Origin of the sequence: Streptomyces sp. NPDC005393 (assembly GCF_040606675.1) — a bacterium.
GTDB lineage: Bacteria > Actinomycetota > Actinomycetes > Streptomycetales > Streptomycetaceae > Streptomyces.
Genome location: NZ_JBEXFG010000011.1, coordinates 140764 through 155062 on the forward strand (window position 1 = coordinate 140764; position 14299 = coordinate 155062).

Below are 14299 nucleotides of genomic sequence, written 5' to 3' on the forward strand. Positions count from 1 at the left end.
CATGGCGCCGGTTTCCACCACCGGTGAAGCGGAGGGCGGGCACACAGTGCCGCTGCTCGCCCTCCGCGGCATCGAGAAGCACTACCAGGGGGTCTACGCCCTGCGCGGAGTCGACTTCGAGATCCGCCCCGGGGAGGTGCACGCCCTGCTCGGTTCCAACGGCGCCGGCAAGTCCACCCTGATCAAGGTGATCGCCGGGGCGGTCCAGCCCGACGGCGGCGACATCCGGCGCCTGGACGAGCCGGTCCGCATCACCGGAGCCCAGGCGGCCTTCAAGCTCGGCATCGCCACCGTCTATCAGGAACCCCACGTCTTCGCCGAACTGTCGGTCCTGGAGAACGTGTTCGCCGGGCGCGAGCTGCGCACCCGCTTCGGCGGCGTCGACTGGACCGGGCAGCGAAGCCGGGTCCGGGAGCTGCTGGACGGCCTGCGGATGGACCCGGACCTGGCGGACGCGCGGATGAGCGACCTGACAGTCGGCCGGCAGCAACTGGTGTCCATCGCCAAGGCGCTCGTCCACGAGGCCCAGATCCTCATCTTCGACGAACCCTCCGCGATCCTGTCGGACCAGGAGACCCAGGACCTCTTCGAGGTCATCACACGCCTGCGGGCCGACGGCGTCGGCATCGTCTACATCAGCCACCGGCTCGGAGAAGTCTTCACCATCGCCGACCGGGCGACCGTGATGCGCGACGGGCAGGTCGTCGCGTCCGCCCCGGTCAGCGAGCTGACCGAGAGTGAGATCGCGCGTCTGATGGCCGGCCGGGCGCTGGCCGGGCTCTCCCAGGAGCCCCGGCCCGCTCCCGGAAAGCCGGTCCTGCGGACAAACCGGCTCGGACGAGCCGGCGCGTTCCGCGATGTGGACATCACGGTCCGCGCCGGGGAGATCCTCGGCCTGTACGGCCTGATCGGATCCGGCGCGGACGAGCTCGCCCAGTGCTTGTACGGCATCGCGCCCGCGGACACGGGTGAGGTCCACCTGCACGGAGAGCGCATCACCGTGCGGTCCACGGCGGACGCCGCCAAGCGCGGCATCGCTCTGCTCCCCAGGGACCGCAAGGCACAGGGCATCTTCGGTCCGCAGAGCATCGCCTACAACATCTCCATCGCCCACCTCGGCGAACTGCGCCGCCTCGGTGTCGTGGTGGACCGGAGCCGGGAGAAGTCGATCGCCGCGGACTTCCTGCGGCGGCTCGCCATCAAGGCTCCGGACGTCTCCACCCCCACCAGCGCGCTGTCCGGCGGTAACGCGCAGAAGGTCGTGCTCGCGCGCCAACTGGTCCGGCGCCCGGAGCTGCTGCTGCTCGAAGAGCCCACCCAGGGCGTGGACGTGGCCGCCAAGGAGGAGATCCACCGCATCATCCTCGAGCTGGCCGCCGAGGGAACCGCGGTCATCGTCGTCAGCACCGACCTTCCCGAGGTCATGGCACTGGCCGACCACGTCGTGGTGATGCAGGACGGCGCCGTGCGCCGCACCTTCGACCGTGGAGCGCAGAGCGCCGACGTGCTGCAGGCCGCCATCGGCACCGTGCGCGAGGAGGACACCACCGCATGAGCACCCTTGACACACCCACGGCGGCCGGCGGCCGACGGCAGCTCCCCGCCGCGCTCGGCCGGTTTCTGCGAAGCAACGAAGCCAGCCTCATCGGCGTCCTCGTCGTCCTGTGGCTGGTCCTGGGCGTCACCTACGACCCCTTCTTCACCGGCCACAACATGGCCAACATTCTGCGTGACATCTCGCTGATCGGGATCGTCGGCGTCGGCATGACCATGGTGATCATCACCGGCGGCATCGACGTGTCCGCCGGATCCGCACTGGCGGTCTGCTCCGTCCTCATCGGCCAGAGCCTGCACGCCGGTCAGCCGACCGCGGTGGCCGTGCTGATCGGCGTGGCCGCCGGCGCGCTCCTCGGGCTGTTCAACGGACTGCTGGTCGCCTACGGCCGGATCCACCCGATCATCGTCACCTTCGGCACCCTGAACCTGTTCCGGTTCGTCTCTTACCAGCTCACCGGTGGCAACTGGGTCACCGGGCTGCGCTCGAGCCTGCACGACCTCGGTGTGGGGACCCTCCTCGGCGTTCCGGTCTCCTGGTGGCTGACCATGCTGCTCGCCGTCCTCGGCGGCCTCTACCTGCGCCACCGGCCCACCGGCAGGCACCTGTACGCGCTGGGCAGCAACTCGGAGACGGCACGGCTGTCAGGGGTGAACATCCCCCGCCGGCACATCGCCGTCTACACGCTGACCGGTCTCCTCGTGGGCATTGCCGCGCTGGTGTTCGTCGGCCGCAACGGCGGCGTCCAGACCAACGTCGGCACCGGCTTCGAACTGCAGGTCATCGCCGCGGTCGTCCTCGGCGGCACCAGCATCCTCGGTGGCAAGGGCACCGTCCTCGGCACCTTGCTCGGAGCCTTGCTGGTCGGCACCGTCGCCAACGCGCTGACCATCACCGGCGCGCCCGCCCTGTTGGAGGGCCTGTTCCTGGGCCTGCTCATCGTCGCCGCGGTGGGCGTCGACATCCTGCGCCAGCGAAGGAGGACCGCCGCATGAGCACCGTCACCACCCCCACCCCCACCCCCACCCCCACCCCCGCGGCCGACCGCGGCACCCACCCGGTGACCGCGGTGGTGCGCCGGGTCCTCACCGACCGCACCCTGCTGCTGGCGGTCGTGCTCATCGCGGTCGTGCTGTTCTTCGGCGCGCGGGTGCCCTACTTCCTCACCTACACCAACCTCGCGGGCAGCATGGGCTACGCCGTCGAGGTCGGCCTGCTCGCCCTCGCCGAACTCATCGTCGTCGTCAGCGGCCGCGGCGCCATCGACCTGTCCGTCGGCTCGATGGTCAGCCTGACGAGCATGATCTTTGGCCTGGCGGCGACCCAATGGCACCTCGGCCTGGCCGGCGGCGTGGCGGCCACCCTGCTCTGCGGCCTCGCCCTGGGCGCGATCAACGGCTTCCTCATCGCCTATCTGCGCTTCCCCGCCATCATCGTCACCCTCGCCACTCTCTACGCCTTCAGCGCCATCCCCCTGGTGCTCACCGGCACCGTCCCGATCTCGAACCTGCCGCCCGAGCTGTTCAAGCTGACCCAGTACCTCTCCGGCATCCCGACACAGGTCTTCTTCATCTACGTGCCCGTCATCGTGGTCGTCTGGTTCCTCCTCAACCGCACCGGATTCGGACGCCGGTTGTACGGCGTGGGGACCAACGACGTCGCGGCCCGCTTCGCAGGCCTCGACGTGGCCCGCACCCGCTTTTGGGCCTACGCCCTCTCGGGCCTGCTTTCCGGACTGGCCGCCGTCGTCACCACCGCCCGCTTCGCCAGCGCTCGCCCTGACGCGGGCGTCAACATGGAGCTCATGGCGATCACCGTCGCCGTGCTGGGCGGCGTCGCCATCACCGGCGGCGTGGGCCGGGTCTCCGGAGTGGTGCTGGCCACCCTCACGGTCACCGTCATCAACAACGCCATCAGCGTCGCCAACTACCCGGCGATCTGGCAGGTCGGCACCCTGGGGTTCGTACTGCTGCTGGCCGCGCTGCTCAACTCGGTGGCCCAACGCGTCTTCGGGAGCGGCGGATGACCCCCCGTCTGTCGGTTTACGCCCGCGCCACCACGGCGCCAGAGCGACCGATGAGCGCACTCGTCCTCGGCATCGACATCGGCACGTCCAGTTCCAAGGGGGTACTGGCCCGGGCAGATGGCACCGTGGTCGCACAAGCCGAGATACCCCACACGGTGTCCCTGCCACGCCCGGGCTGGGCCGAGCACGACGCCGAGCAGACCTGGTGGGCGGATGTCGTTGAGCTGTGCCGGCGCCTGCTGCCGCACGCCGACGGCCCCCTGGCCGCCGTGTGCACCAGCGGCATCGGACCGTGCCTGCTGCCCGTCGACGCCTCCGGCCGCCCCCTGCGCCCGGCCATCCTGTACGGCATCGACACCCGCGCGACCCGGGAGATAACAGAGCTCACCGAGCGCTATGGCGAGGAGCGGATCCTGGCCCGCAGCGGCTCGGTCCTCACCTCGCAGGCCGTCGGACCCAAGCTGGCCTGGCTGCGCCGCAACGAACCGGAGGTCTACGCCCGGACCAAGCGGTTCCTCATGGCGTCGTCCTACGTGGTCGAACGGCTGGCCGGCGAATACGTCCTTGACCACCACTCGGCCAGCCAGTGCGACCCGCTGTACGACCTGCACACCGCGAGCTGGATCGAGGAGATCGCCGCCGAGATCGCTCCCGGAGTCCGGCTGCCCCGGCTGCTGTGGCCGGGCGAGGTCGCCGGCCACGTCACTGCGGCGGCGGCCGAGGCCACCGGCATCCCCGCAGGCACGCCGGTCGCGGCGGGCACCATCGACGCCTGGGCCGAAGCGCTCAGCGTGGGCGTACGGGACCCCGGCGACTGCATGCTGATGTACGGGACCACGATGTTCCTCGTCCAGGTACTCGACCGACCCGTGGTGGACCGGCGGTTGTGGGCCACCCGCGGCATCGTTCCCGGCACGGCCAACCTGGCCGGAGGGATGGCCACCTCCGGGGCGGTCACCGACTGGCTGCGCCGGCTGGTGGGGGGGTCGTTCGGGGACCTCACAGCCGAGGCTGCCCAGATCCCGGCGGGGTCGCACGGCCTGGTCATGCTGCCCTACTTCGCGGGCGAGCGGAGCCCGCTGTTCGATCCGGACGCCCGCGGCGCGGTTCTCGGCCTCACGCTGCGGCACGGCCGGGGGCACCTGTACCGGGCGGCGCTGGAGGCGACCGCGTACGCGGTGCGGCACCACCTGGAGGTGATGGCGCAGGCGGGCGCCGAACCGGCCCGACTGGTCGCCGTTGGCGGCGGCACGACCGGCGACCTGTGGACCCAGATCGTCTCCGACGTCACCGGCCGCCCCCAGGACCTGCCCGAGCAGCGGATCGGCGCCAGCTACGGCGACGCCCTGCTCGCCGCCGTCGCCGCGGGTCTGGTACCCGAGGAGGGCGCCACCTGGGCGCGCACCAGCCGCACCGTGCAGCCCCGGGCCGAGGGGCGGGAGGTCTATGACGAGTTGCACGACGTCTACCGGCAGCTCTACCCGGCCACGAGGGACCAGGCGCACGTGCTCGCCGGCCTGCAGCGCCGCGGCTAGTACTCGCTATCGCTGCTGGTCAGGGCCTTGTCGTCGAGGACGACTCCACCTTCAGCGCCTGAGCCCGCCTCGCGGCGAAGTCCGGTGGATCCGGCCAGGGCCGTCTCGACGTCGTCGCGGGTCATCTTCGAAGGGCCGGCGGGCCGACCGCGAGTCGGCCGAGTCACTGCCGGAGGTGAAGGTGACGGCCCCGGGCCGTGGCCGTGGGGACCGGAACCTCGGCTCGTCACTTCCGGCCCTGGCCGGTCAGCGTGCGAGCGCGGGGATGATGCCGCCCGCGAGAATCGCCTCACGCTGCCGGGAGGAGAGACGGTGGCGGACGAGGTACTCCTCATCCCGGGTCGCGTTACGGATGCGGAGTGTCGGGTCGCTCGTCGGGGAGAGGGCCTCGTGCAGACCGGACAGGTGCAGCCGGTCGTTGACCTTGATGCCCGCGTAGTCGTCGGGATCGTCGAACTGGAGGGGCAGAACACCGAAGTTGATGAGGTTCTGCCAGTGAATGCGGGCGTAGGATTTCGCGATGACAGCTCGCAGTCCGAGGTAGCGCGGGGCGATGGCAGCGTGTTCGCGGGAAGAACCCTGTCCGTAGTTCTCGCCGGCGACAATGAGGTGTCCCGTGTCCTGTCGGACCGCCTCGGCGCGCCGGGGGTAGTCGGGATCCAGCCGGGTGAGGGTGAATTCCGCCAGCTTCGGGATATTGGACCTGTAGGGCAGGGCTTTCGCCCCGGCCGGGGAGATCTCGTCGGTCGAGACGTCATCACCGGCCTTCAAGAGGACCGGGCCTCCGATGCTGTCGGGCAGAGGATCGAGATCGGGTAGTGCGGAGATATTGGGGCCGCGTTCCAGCTGAACCCCCCTTGCCTGGTCCGGCGGCAACGGCGGTTCCAGCATGGCGTTGTTGACCGATGGGGGCTTGGGTGCGTCCGGCGCGGGAGTGGTCACTGAGAGGCGGTCGGCCCAGTCACGCGGATCCGTGATGGCGCCGGTCAACGCGGAGGCGGCGGCGGTCTCCGGTGAGCACAGCCACACCGCGTCGTCCTCGGTGCCGGAGCGACCGGGGAAGTTGCGCGGGAAGGTCCGAAGGGAATTGCGTCCTGAGGCCGGCGCCTGTCCCATGCCGATGCAGCCGAGGCAGCCTGACTGGTGGATTCGGGCACCGGCAGCGATCAGGTCGAACGTCGCACCGGTGCGCGTCAGGTCCTGGAGGATCTCGCGGGATGTCGGGTTGATGTCCAAGCTCACCCCGGCTGCGGTCTGACGCCCCGCCACCATGGCGGCAGGGACGGCGAAGTCGCGGAATCCGGGGTTGGCGGACGAGCCGATGACCGCCTGGCTGATGGGCTCTCCGGCGACTTCCCTGACCGGGGCGACATTTCCCGGGGACGTCGGCCGTGCGATGAGCGGCTCCAATGACGACAGGTCGATCTCCTCGTCGAAGTCATAGGACGCATCCCGCTCCGCGACGATCTCGACGAAGTCATCAGCACGCCCCACTCCGTCGAGGAAGGCGCGCACCGCCTCATCCGAGGGGAAGACGGTCGTGGTGGCGCCGAGTTCCGCCCCCATGTTCGCGATGACGTGCCGGTCCATGGCGGTGAGGGAGGCCAGACCGGGTCCGTAGTACTCCAGCACGCGCTGGACACCTCCTTGCACCCCATGACGGCGCAGCATCTCCAAAATCACATCCTTGGCGCTGACCCACGGCGGCAGTTCACCTGTCAGCCGAACGCCCCAGACTTTCGGCATGGTGAGATGGAGGGGCCGCCCGGCCATGGCGAGTGCCACTTCCAGGCCGCCGGTGCCGATCGCCAGCATTCCGAGTGAACCGCCCGCACAGGTGTGCGAGTCGGAGCCGGCCAGAGTTTTGCCAGGAGCACCGAAGTGCTGCATATGGGTCGGGTGTGAGACACCATTGCCGGGTTTGGAGAACCACAGGCCGAAGCGGCGGGCCGCCGAACGCAGAAAGAGATGGTCCTCGGCATTACGCTCGTCGGACTGAAGAATGTTGTGGTCAACGTACTGAACGCTGACCTGTGTCCGGACCCGGTCCAGGGCCAGTGCTTCCAGCTCCTGCATCACCAGCGTGCCGGTAGCGTCCTGGGTGAGCGTCTGGTCCACACGCAGCCCGATCTCTTCCCCCGGCTCCATACGGCCGGACAACAGGTGATCGCCGATCAGTCGCTGCGTCACGGTGCCTTGTGCGTAGCCACGGGGCGGAGCCATCGAGGTACCACCTTCCTGGGGCGGAGCGGCCGGACCTTCCGGGCGCCCCACGGCGAGGTTCCCGGTCAGCCACACCCATAGTGCACCAATCGCTATGAGTCACCAGGTAGCCCCGTCCTGCACCGGACACCACGGACACCGGATCCTCGTGCCGTCGGCCCCCACAGACCCTTCCGGCCCTGACGCGCGTACACGCCGGGCGCGTGGAGCCCTGTGCGCCCGGGAGCCGCCTCTCCACGGGGGGCTCAATCAGCGGGGCCCCGAACGGGCGAAGAGTCCTCCACGACAGTTTGTCCCGGATGCGACCAGGGCACCCGGCTCACACGGTTTTCGCTCTGGAGGCGGTATGACTCTTCCCCGTAGTCCGGTGGCCCGCGCATGGCGGCGTTGGCGGCGGCCACGCGACCTGTTTGTGCCGCGGGAACCCATGGATGTCGAGGACGCCAACCGGCGTTTTCTGATGTACGGGGCACTGCCGCTGTGGTTCGTACCGGCCGTGGTGGACTGGGCCATGCACCGCCGGACCCGGATCGAGGAGACCTCCGGCACGCGCGAGTCGGCGCTGCACGCGCTGATGATGACGGAGGCGGGGGTTCCGGTCGCGATGGGGCTCCTCGCCCGGGTCAATCCGCTCGTACTGTCGGTCATGGGCGGTGCTGCCGTGGTCCACGGCGCGACTGCCCTGTGGGACGTCAGTCTGGCCACCGGCGAGCGTGAAGTGCGCCCGGTGGAACAGCACATCCACAGCTTCCTGGAGGTCCTGCCGCTGTCGGCGCTGGCATTCACATCGTGTCTGCACTGGGACCAGGTCCGGGCCGCCCTGCGCGGGGGCGACACGGCGGAGGACTGGAAGCTGCTGCCCAAGGAGAACCCGCTGCCCGCCCGCTATCTGGCGGCGATCGGGGCAGCCATCGGCGCCTTCGTCGCCCTGCCCTACGCCGAGGAGATGACGCGGTGCGTCAAGGCGGCCAGGGCCCGTAAGACGGCGTGAGCCCATGGTGCGACAACACCGCTCGCGAGCGGCTGGGGCAGCCGGGGCGACCGGAACGGTCGAGCCGCTGCCTCACCCGCGCATCGTCGCCCGTGACACACGAGGACCGGAACACGTGGCGCTCGACGCCGACGGCCGGATCCTGACCGGTACGGCGGACGGGGCGATCTGGCGGCTGACCCTGTCGAAAACCGCGGAGCTCGCCAGGTCCGAGGTGATCGCCAACACCGGCGGAAGGCCGCTGGGCCTCGTCCCCTCCCCCGACGGCGAGCTGCTGGTATGCGACGCCCGGCGCGGCCTGCTGCGCGTCGACCCGCGCGGCGGGGCGGTGCGCGTCCTCGCCGACGAGGTGGACGGCGTCCCGCTGCGGTTCTGCAGCAATGTCGCCACGGCGGCGGACGGCACGGTCTACTTCACCGTCTCCAGCCGCCGCTACGCCCTGGAGGACTGGCTGGGCGACATCCTGGAGCGCACCGGCACCGGGCAACTCCTGCGGCTGCGGCCCGACGGCGAGCCGGAGGTGCTGAGGGACGGGCTGCAGTTCGCCAATGGAGTCGCGCTGGCACCGGACGAGTCGTTCGTCGCCGTGGCGGAGAGCGGCGCCCGCCGCATCAGCCGCTACTGGCTCACCGGCCCGCGGGCGGGGAAGGACGACACGCTCATACGCGACCTGCCGGGCTACCCCGACAACCTCTCCCGCGGTGCCGACGGGGTCTTCTGGGTCGCCCTGGCCGGGCCGCGGGAGCACGCCGTGGACGTACTGCACCACGCCTCCCCCGCGCTCAGAAGGGCGGCATGGACCGCCGTCAAGAGGCTCCACCCCCGCCCCCGGCCCACCGTGCGCGTGCTGGCGATCCGCCCCGACGGCCAGGTCGCCCGCCATCTGCTGCGCCGCCGGTCCCCGTACCGGATGGCCACGAGCGTGTGCGAACACGGCCGCCATCTGGTGCTTGGCAGTCTGCTGGAGCGGGGCATAGCGGTATGCGAGCTCCCGGCTCACCCGTCGTCGTAGCATCCGGAACGACGGCGCTGAGCCTCATCCCGGCGCCACCTGACCCTCATCAGCGCGTCCAGGTGGCGGCGGCGGAACCGGGCGATCGAGCGGAAGTCGGGGGCCTGGTCGGCGGCGAGGAACCGGAAGGCGACATCGTCGGCACACTTGCGCTCGATCGCGCGCGAGGAGCGGACGTGGTGTAGCCGTAGATCAGCAGCCGCACCATCAGCCGCGGGTCGTAGGGCGGGTAGCCGCGCTTTTCGGTGTAGTCAGCCAGGACCGGCCCGCGATCGAGCACCTCGTCAACCAGATCGGCGACGAACCGGGCCAGATGATCCTCCGGCAGCCAGTCGTCCAGCGACGGGGGCAGCAGCAACACCTGGTGTGGATCGAACGCCCGGAACGTCTTGTCCACCCCCGTCGGACGAACCTGCGGCTGCTCCTTCTCGACCGGCTCTCGAACAGCCCATCCCCACCATGCATACCGAGATCATCCCGCACGAATGATCACGAACCGCAGGCGGGTTACCCGTTACTGAGACACGCTCCTAGCCCAGGAGATCGGAGCGCAGAAACGCAGACGGCACGTCGAAGCAGGTCAGCTCGCAATCCCTGCGTGACGGCCTGAACGAAGCCGTCGAGCGGCACCTTCCCTACTGGGCCGCCCGGCTGACCCCGCACGTCCTGCGACATTTCTGCGCCAGCCAGATGTACCTGGCAGGCATGGATCTGCTGGCCATCCAGGAACTGCTCGGCCACAGCTGGATCGCCACCACCATGCGGTACGTGCACGTCCGGCGCACCCACATCGAGGACGCCTGGCTGCGAGGACAGCAATGAGCCGCCCAGCGTCTGGAAGGACTGATCCCATGAAGTGGAACCTGCGACTCGCGGCAGCGAACCGCGGAATCTGGAAGGCCAGCGAACTGCAGCGAATGCTCGCCGAACGCGGGCTACCGATGAGCGCGGGCAAACTCTCCGGGCTGTGGTCGGGCCAGCCGAACAGCATCAAGCTCGACGAACTCGAAGTCTTCTGCGCCGCGTTGGACTGCGGCCCCGAGGAACTGCTGATCCGTGAGCCAGAATCCGTAGCCGCCGCCGCACCCTCCGAGTCGGAGACGTCCGAGGCGATCTGCCAGTCGTCTCCCGTGATCCGGCCACGTAGTCCGCGAGGCCGCAGCAAACCACCGCTATGACCAGCGCTCGGTACGACACGAGACCGGTCGGCTCGTGCCTGGACTGCTTCGCATGGGGACCGTTGTGGTGGTACGGACGGTGCACGGCCTGCTACGCCTTCCGCCGGCTCCATTACGAGGGCAAGTGCGGCAGCTGCCGGCGGCACATCGCCGTCAAGCAGCGTTACTGCCGCCTGTGCTGGCGCGAAGCGCACCGCCGCGTGAATATCGACCGGATCACCACAGGGGCGGGCATCCCGCACTGCGGGCCCCTGGCCCCGTTCCTCCAGCAGATCGACTGCCATCAGCTGGTGTTCGTGACGGACTATTTCCTCTCCAACCTGTTCAGCGGCCACAACGCCACCCTCGACCGCTTGCGAGCAGACCGCTGGCTCGACGAAGCTCTCGACCGCGGGCCCGACCCACTCCACCTGGCCGCCGTCTTCGACATCAGCACGGCCACCGCCATCCGCTACGCGAACGCCGCCCGCTCAATCCTCGAACCGGACCCCGAACAACAACCGCCCTGACCACCCACGTCACGACGAATAACAAGTCATCTCATTCGGCGAGTCTGCGGTAGGGGATGAGGGTGCAGGCAATCGCTCACCGTTGCCCCTCCGCCGTCACCGCCCGATCATCCCTGGTCGTCGCACGTTGTTTGCGCGCTGCCGTTCGGTCCCACCAGGCCGGGACGAGGGCTGCCAGCATCAGGAGCGCGGTCAGGACGAATGCCCAGGGGTAGCCGGTCAAGCCGGCCACCGCGCCGAAGCCGACCGCACCGATGCCCATACCCGCGTCGTAGGCGACATTCCACAGGGCGCTCACCGTCCCATACCCGGAGGCCGGGACCCGGGAGTACATCAGCGTGATGGTTGCGCTCTGGGTGATGCCGAAGCCGACCCCGAACACGGCCGCACCCACGACTACCGCGACGGGGACGCCCGTGAGGCAACGACGAGGATGCCGGCGGCTGAGGCGACCAGCCCCGGCACGACCAGCCCGGCGGCTCCGCGCCGGTCGGCGTGCCGACCGGCGAACCAGCGGGATGCGGTCGCGGCGGCCGGTTGCACGAAGAGAGCCGCGGCGACCACGCCGGAATAGCCCGGCGCCACGGCCAGTGGCAGAAAGGTGACGACGATCCCCGCGCCCACTGCCGTCACCGCGAACACGGCCGTGGGGCGGCCGAGCGTGCCGGAACGGGCCCCAGCGAAGATCCCCAGGGACGGCCCCGACGCCGCTTCCCGGCCAGGCAGGCCCGGGACGGCGGCGATGGCGACCAGGGCGATCAGTGCCGCCACCGAGCAGACGGGCCCGTACCCGTGTGCAATGCCAGCCAGGCCCCGAGCGGCAGGCCCACCAGCGACGGCACACCGGCCATGATGCCGATCAGGGCCAGCCCCTCCCCGCGGCGTTCGGGCGGGATCAGCGACGCCGTCAGCGCCCCACCCGCCACCAGGGTGAACGCGAAGCCGAGCCCCCGAACAAGGCACACCGCCACGATGCACGCCAGACTCTGCCACACGGTCAGGGCCAGTGCCGGAGCACCCAGCAACAACAACCCCGCCCCCAGCATCACGCGATAGCCACAGCGTGCGGCCAGCCATGGAGCTATCAGCTCGCCGGCCACCGTGGCCAGCATCAGCGCACCGGTGACCAGGCCCGCCTTGTCGCTGCCCCCGCCCGGCGCGCTCTGCGCGTACGCCGGGACGACCGACAGCAGCAGATAGAAGCTCGCCGAGGAGCCGACGACCGTCACAAAGCGCAACAGGAGCGGGCGGGTCACCAGGCGCGGCCGCGCCTCGGCAGCTCGGTGTTCAGGATCGACGGATGAGGCCATAGGGTGAAACCTAAGGGGACGGAGCCGCCGCCCAACACCGGTGACCGCTTGCAAGAGCCACGAACCGTGCAACTCCCTTACCACGTCATCTCATTCAACGATCCCCACCCCGACAAGTTATCGAACCAGCAAAATGAGATGGCCTGTGAAGCATATTGCACAAACCCACGGCGCAAACCCACGGCGCAAACCCACCACACCGTCTTCGACGCGCTGGTGCTGGCCGTGGCGCTGGGATGCATCTGGCTGATCGAACGCGGGGTCGAGATCCCCTCCCGGCGGCAGATCCTGACGCCGCCTCAGTGGCTGTTGTGGCCCGGTGGACTCAGTGGAGGCAGAGGCAGAACGGATGGCCGGCCGGGTCCGCGTAGACCCGCCAGTTGGCCTCCGGGCGGAGCTGGTCCGTCCGCTCCAGCACGGTCGCGCCGAGGGTGAGCGCCCGCTTCTCCTCCCCGTCGAGGTCGTCCACGTCGAAGTCCAGGTGGAGCTGCTGCGGGCGTTGCTGGCCGGGCCATTCGGGCGGTCGGTATCCGTCCACCCGCTGGCAGGCCAGCGGCGTCCCCTCGAACCCGTGCACCTCGACCCAGTCGGGATCCTCCGGATCCGCGACCACCCGGCCGCCGAGCAGATCCGCGTAGAACTCCGCGAGCCGTACCGGATCGGCGCAGTCCAGCGCGACCGCCTGCAGCTTTCGAATCACTTCCGACACCCCTCGCTCCTCGGCCGCTTCCGCGACGCCGCTGTACGGGAGGGGTCGTACCCGCCGCCGCGGCGGGCATGCGCGGCGGTACGCCGGACCGCCGCCGGGCTTCACCCGAGAGGGGAGGCGGCAGCGGGATCCGCCATCCGCTACGCGAACGCCGCCCGCTGAATCCTCGAACCGGACCCCGAACAACAACCGCTTTGACCACCCACGTCACGACGAATAAGGCACATTGCACAAACTCACATCTAAGCCCCGCATGCACCGCACCCCCCGCCCGTCAAAGAATCCAACTCCCCAAACCGGGCTTCCGGAAACTTCCACCCTCATTGCGCGCAGAGCCGCCCTGTCCATCGAAGTTCAACACAAAGAAGTTTCAGTTCCGCTGAACTCCGGGCGGTACATCGACCTCGGATGGTCCCGCGCAGACTGCGTCCGTTATCTGACCTCCATCGGCCTGGCGGGCACTCCGAAATCGAGCTGCCTCGGTTGTCCATTTCACGGAAACGCGAAGTGGCGGAATATCCGGGACAGCAGTCCGGAGGAATGGGCGGACGTGGTCGCGTTCGACGCGGCCATCCGCCGGGACAACGCCCGCGCGAACGCCTCCGGGAACCGGCTGCTGGGGCAGGCGTTCCTGCACCGCTCCCGTGTGCCGCTCTACCAGGCCCCCATCGATCACGTCACGTCCGCCGAGTGGGCTGCGCGCCAGCAGGAACTCGACGACCGTGCTGCCGCGGTGGAGGAGCTGGAGAACGGCGTGGTCAACGGCTGCTCCCCCTGGGCCTGCCGCGGGCAAAGTGAGCCGGTGCAGGACGACTTCGGGCTGGCCACTTGACCGTTCCGGACCTGTTCGCGGGACCGGGCGGCTGGAGCCACGCGCTGTCGGTGCTCGGCGCGCGGGACATCGGCCTGGAATGGGACGAATGGGCCTGCAAGGCCCGTGCCGCAGCTGGCCAGTTGACCATCCAGACCAATGTGGCGATGTATCCCGTCCGGCCCTTCGTCGGTAAGACCCGTGATGCATTGCCAGTCCGCCCTGTCAGGCATGGTCGATGGCCGGCAAACGCCTCGGGCTGGTCGACCAGCCGCTGGTGCACAGGTCGCCGACCTCGCCGCCGGCGGCACTCGCGCAAAGCTGCTCGCCGCCTGCCAGGACGAGCGGAGAAGGTCGACCAGGCCGCCAACCGCAAGAAGAAGGGTTCTCGCGGCGGCCGCCCAGTCGGTCACGATCCGGACCTGTACAAGGACCGCTAC

15 protein-coding genes and 4 pseudogenes are annotated in these 14299 nt (G+C 69.7%); 12 read left to right on the forward strand and 7 right to left on the reverse strand.

All coding sequences use genetic code 11. The features are described 5' to 3' along the window. The first annotated feature begins 1 nt into the window (after position 1). The 4 genes from ABZS71_RS13040 to ABZS71_RS13055 are packed head-to-tail and all read left to right on the forward strand — an operon-like array spanning position 2 to position 5116. Entirely contained in the window at positions 2-1555 is a 1554-nt protein-coding gene (locus tag ABZS71_RS13040; protein ID WP_356209498.1) for a sugar ABC transporter ATP-binding protein, read from the forward strand. Next, entirely contained in the window at positions 1552-2550 is a 999-nt protein-coding gene (locus ABZS71_RS13045; RefSeq protein WP_355852737.1) for an ABC transporter permease, read from the forward strand. Before ABZS71_RS13040 ends, ABZS71_RS13045 begins: the two co-directional genes overlap by 4 nt. After that, positions 2547-3581, forward strand: a complete 1035-nt coding sequence (locus ABZS71_RS13050; RefSeq protein ID WP_356209501.1) for an ABC transporter permease — start codon at positions 2547-2549, stop codon at positions 3579-3581. The genes ABZS71_RS13045 and ABZS71_RS13050 overlap by 4 nt, the downstream gene beginning before the upstream one ends. A gap of 50 nt (positions 3582-3631) precedes the next feature. Further along, complete coding sequence (locus ABZS71_RS13055; RefSeq protein ID WP_356209504.1) at positions 3632-5116, forward strand: FGGY-family carbohydrate kinase; 1485 nt, start codon at positions 3632-3634, stop codon at positions 5114-5116. Here ABZS71_RS13055 and ABZS71_RS13060 read toward each other — a convergent pair. Beyond that, positions 5113-5241: a hypothetical protein gene (locus tag ABZS71_RS13060; RefSeq protein ID WP_356209507.1), complete on the reverse strand. Its 129-nt coding sequence runs from the start codon at positions 5239-5241 to the stop codon at positions 5113-5115. The genes ABZS71_RS13055 and ABZS71_RS13060 overlap by 4 nt on opposite strands. A gap of 121 nt (positions 5242-5362) precedes the next feature. Then, positions 5363-7339 (reverse strand): aconitate hydratase, encoded by a 1977-nt coding sequence (locus ABZS71_RS13065; RefSeq protein WP_356209510.1) that lies wholly within the window; start codon positions 7337-7339, stop codon positions 5363-5365. Between the two features lie 427 nt (positions 7340-7766). Here ABZS71_RS13065 and ABZS71_RS13070 point away from each other — a divergent pair, with 427 nt between their 5' ends. Both ABZS71_RS13070 and ABZS71_RS13075 read left to right on the forward strand, forming a co-directional pair. Continuing rightward, positions 7767-8330 carry a diguanylate cyclase gene (locus tag ABZS71_RS13070; protein WP_356209513.1) on the forward strand — a complete coding sequence of 188 codons (564 nt, stop codon included), beginning with the start codon at positions 7767-7769 and terminating at the stop codon, positions 8328-8330. A gap of 4 nt (positions 8331-8334) precedes the next feature. After that, positions 8335-9342: an SMP-30/gluconolactonase/LRE family protein gene (locus ABZS71_RS13075; RefSeq protein WP_356209516.1), complete on the forward strand. Its 1008-nt coding sequence runs from the start codon at positions 8335-8337 to the stop codon at positions 9340-9342. 53 nt (positions 9343-9395) lie between these two features. Here the strand turns inward: ABZS71_RS13075 and ABZS71_RS13080 are convergent. Continuing rightward, positions 9396-9739, reverse strand: a pseudogene (locus ABZS71_RS13080) (transposase); the annotation flags it as partial. 185 nt (positions 9740-9924) lie between these two features. Between ABZS71_RS13080 and ABZS71_RS13085 the strand changes: the two are divergent. The 3 genes and pseudogenes from ABZS71_RS13085 to ABZS71_RS13095 all read left to right on the forward strand — a co-directional run. Next, positions 9925-10164 (forward strand): annotated as a pseudogene (locus ABZS71_RS13085) (site-specific integrase); the annotation flags it as partial. A 29-nt stretch (positions 10165-10193) separates the two neighbouring features. Beyond that, positions 10194-10520: a helix-turn-helix transcriptional regulator gene (locus ABZS71_RS13090; RefSeq protein WP_356209519.1), complete on the forward strand. Its 327-nt coding sequence runs from the start codon at positions 10194-10196 to the stop codon at positions 10518-10520. Beyond that, positions 10517-11029 carry a hypothetical protein gene (locus ABZS71_RS13095; protein ID WP_356209522.1) on the forward strand — a complete coding sequence of 171 codons (513 nt, stop codon included), beginning with the start codon at positions 10517-10519 and terminating at the stop codon, positions 11027-11029. The genes ABZS71_RS13090 and ABZS71_RS13095 overlap by 4 nt, the downstream gene beginning before the upstream one ends. A gap of 76 nt (positions 11030-11105) precedes the next feature. Here ABZS71_RS13095 and ABZS71_RS13100 read toward each other — a convergent pair whose 3' ends face one another. From ABZS71_RS13100 to ABZS71_RS13115, 4 genes are all read right to left on the reverse strand, one after another. Further along, positions 11106-11411, reverse strand: coding sequence for an MFS transporter (locus tag ABZS71_RS13100; RefSeq protein ID WP_356209525.1), 306 nt, complete (start codon positions 11409-11411; stop codon positions 11106-11108). A 14-nt stretch (positions 11412-11425) separates the two neighbouring features. Then, on the reverse strand, positions 11426-11800 hold the full coding sequence (locus ABZS71_RS13105) for a hypothetical protein (protein ID WP_356209528.1): 375 nt from the start codon (positions 11798-11800) through the stop codon (positions 11426-11428). Beyond that, positions 11788-12339 (reverse strand): MFS transporter, encoded by a 552-nt coding sequence (locus tag ABZS71_RS13110; RefSeq protein WP_356209531.1) that lies wholly within the window; start codon positions 12337-12339, stop codon positions 11788-11790. Before ABZS71_RS13110 ends, ABZS71_RS13105 begins: the two co-directional genes overlap by 13 nt. A 325-nt stretch (positions 12340-12664) precedes the next feature. Next, positions 12665-13039, reverse strand: coding sequence for a VOC family protein (locus ABZS71_RS13115; protein WP_356209561.1), 375 nt, complete (start codon positions 13037-13039; stop codon positions 12665-12667). A 559-nt stretch (positions 13040-13598) separates the two neighbouring features. On the opposite strand from ABZS71_RS13115, the gene ABZS71_RS13120 reads away from it, so the two are divergent. The 3 genes and pseudogenes from ABZS71_RS13120 to ABZS71_RS13130 form a co-directional block, all read left to right on the forward strand. Beyond that, the gene (locus ABZS71_RS13120) at positions 13599-13880 is read left to right on the forward strand and encodes a hypothetical protein (protein ID WP_356209534.1); all 282 of its coding nucleotides are present in this window, start codon (positions 13599-13601) and stop codon (positions 13878-13880) included. Then, positions 13877-14207 (forward strand): annotated as a pseudogene (locus tag ABZS71_RS13125) (DNA cytosine methyltransferase); the annotation flags it as partial. The gene ABZS71_RS13120 and the pseudogene ABZS71_RS13125, both read left to right, overlap by 4 nt. Further along, positions 14207-14299, forward strand: a pseudogene (locus ABZS71_RS13130) (IS5/IS1182 family transposase); the annotation flags it as partial. The pseudogenes ABZS71_RS13125 and ABZS71_RS13130, both read left to right, overlap by 1 nt.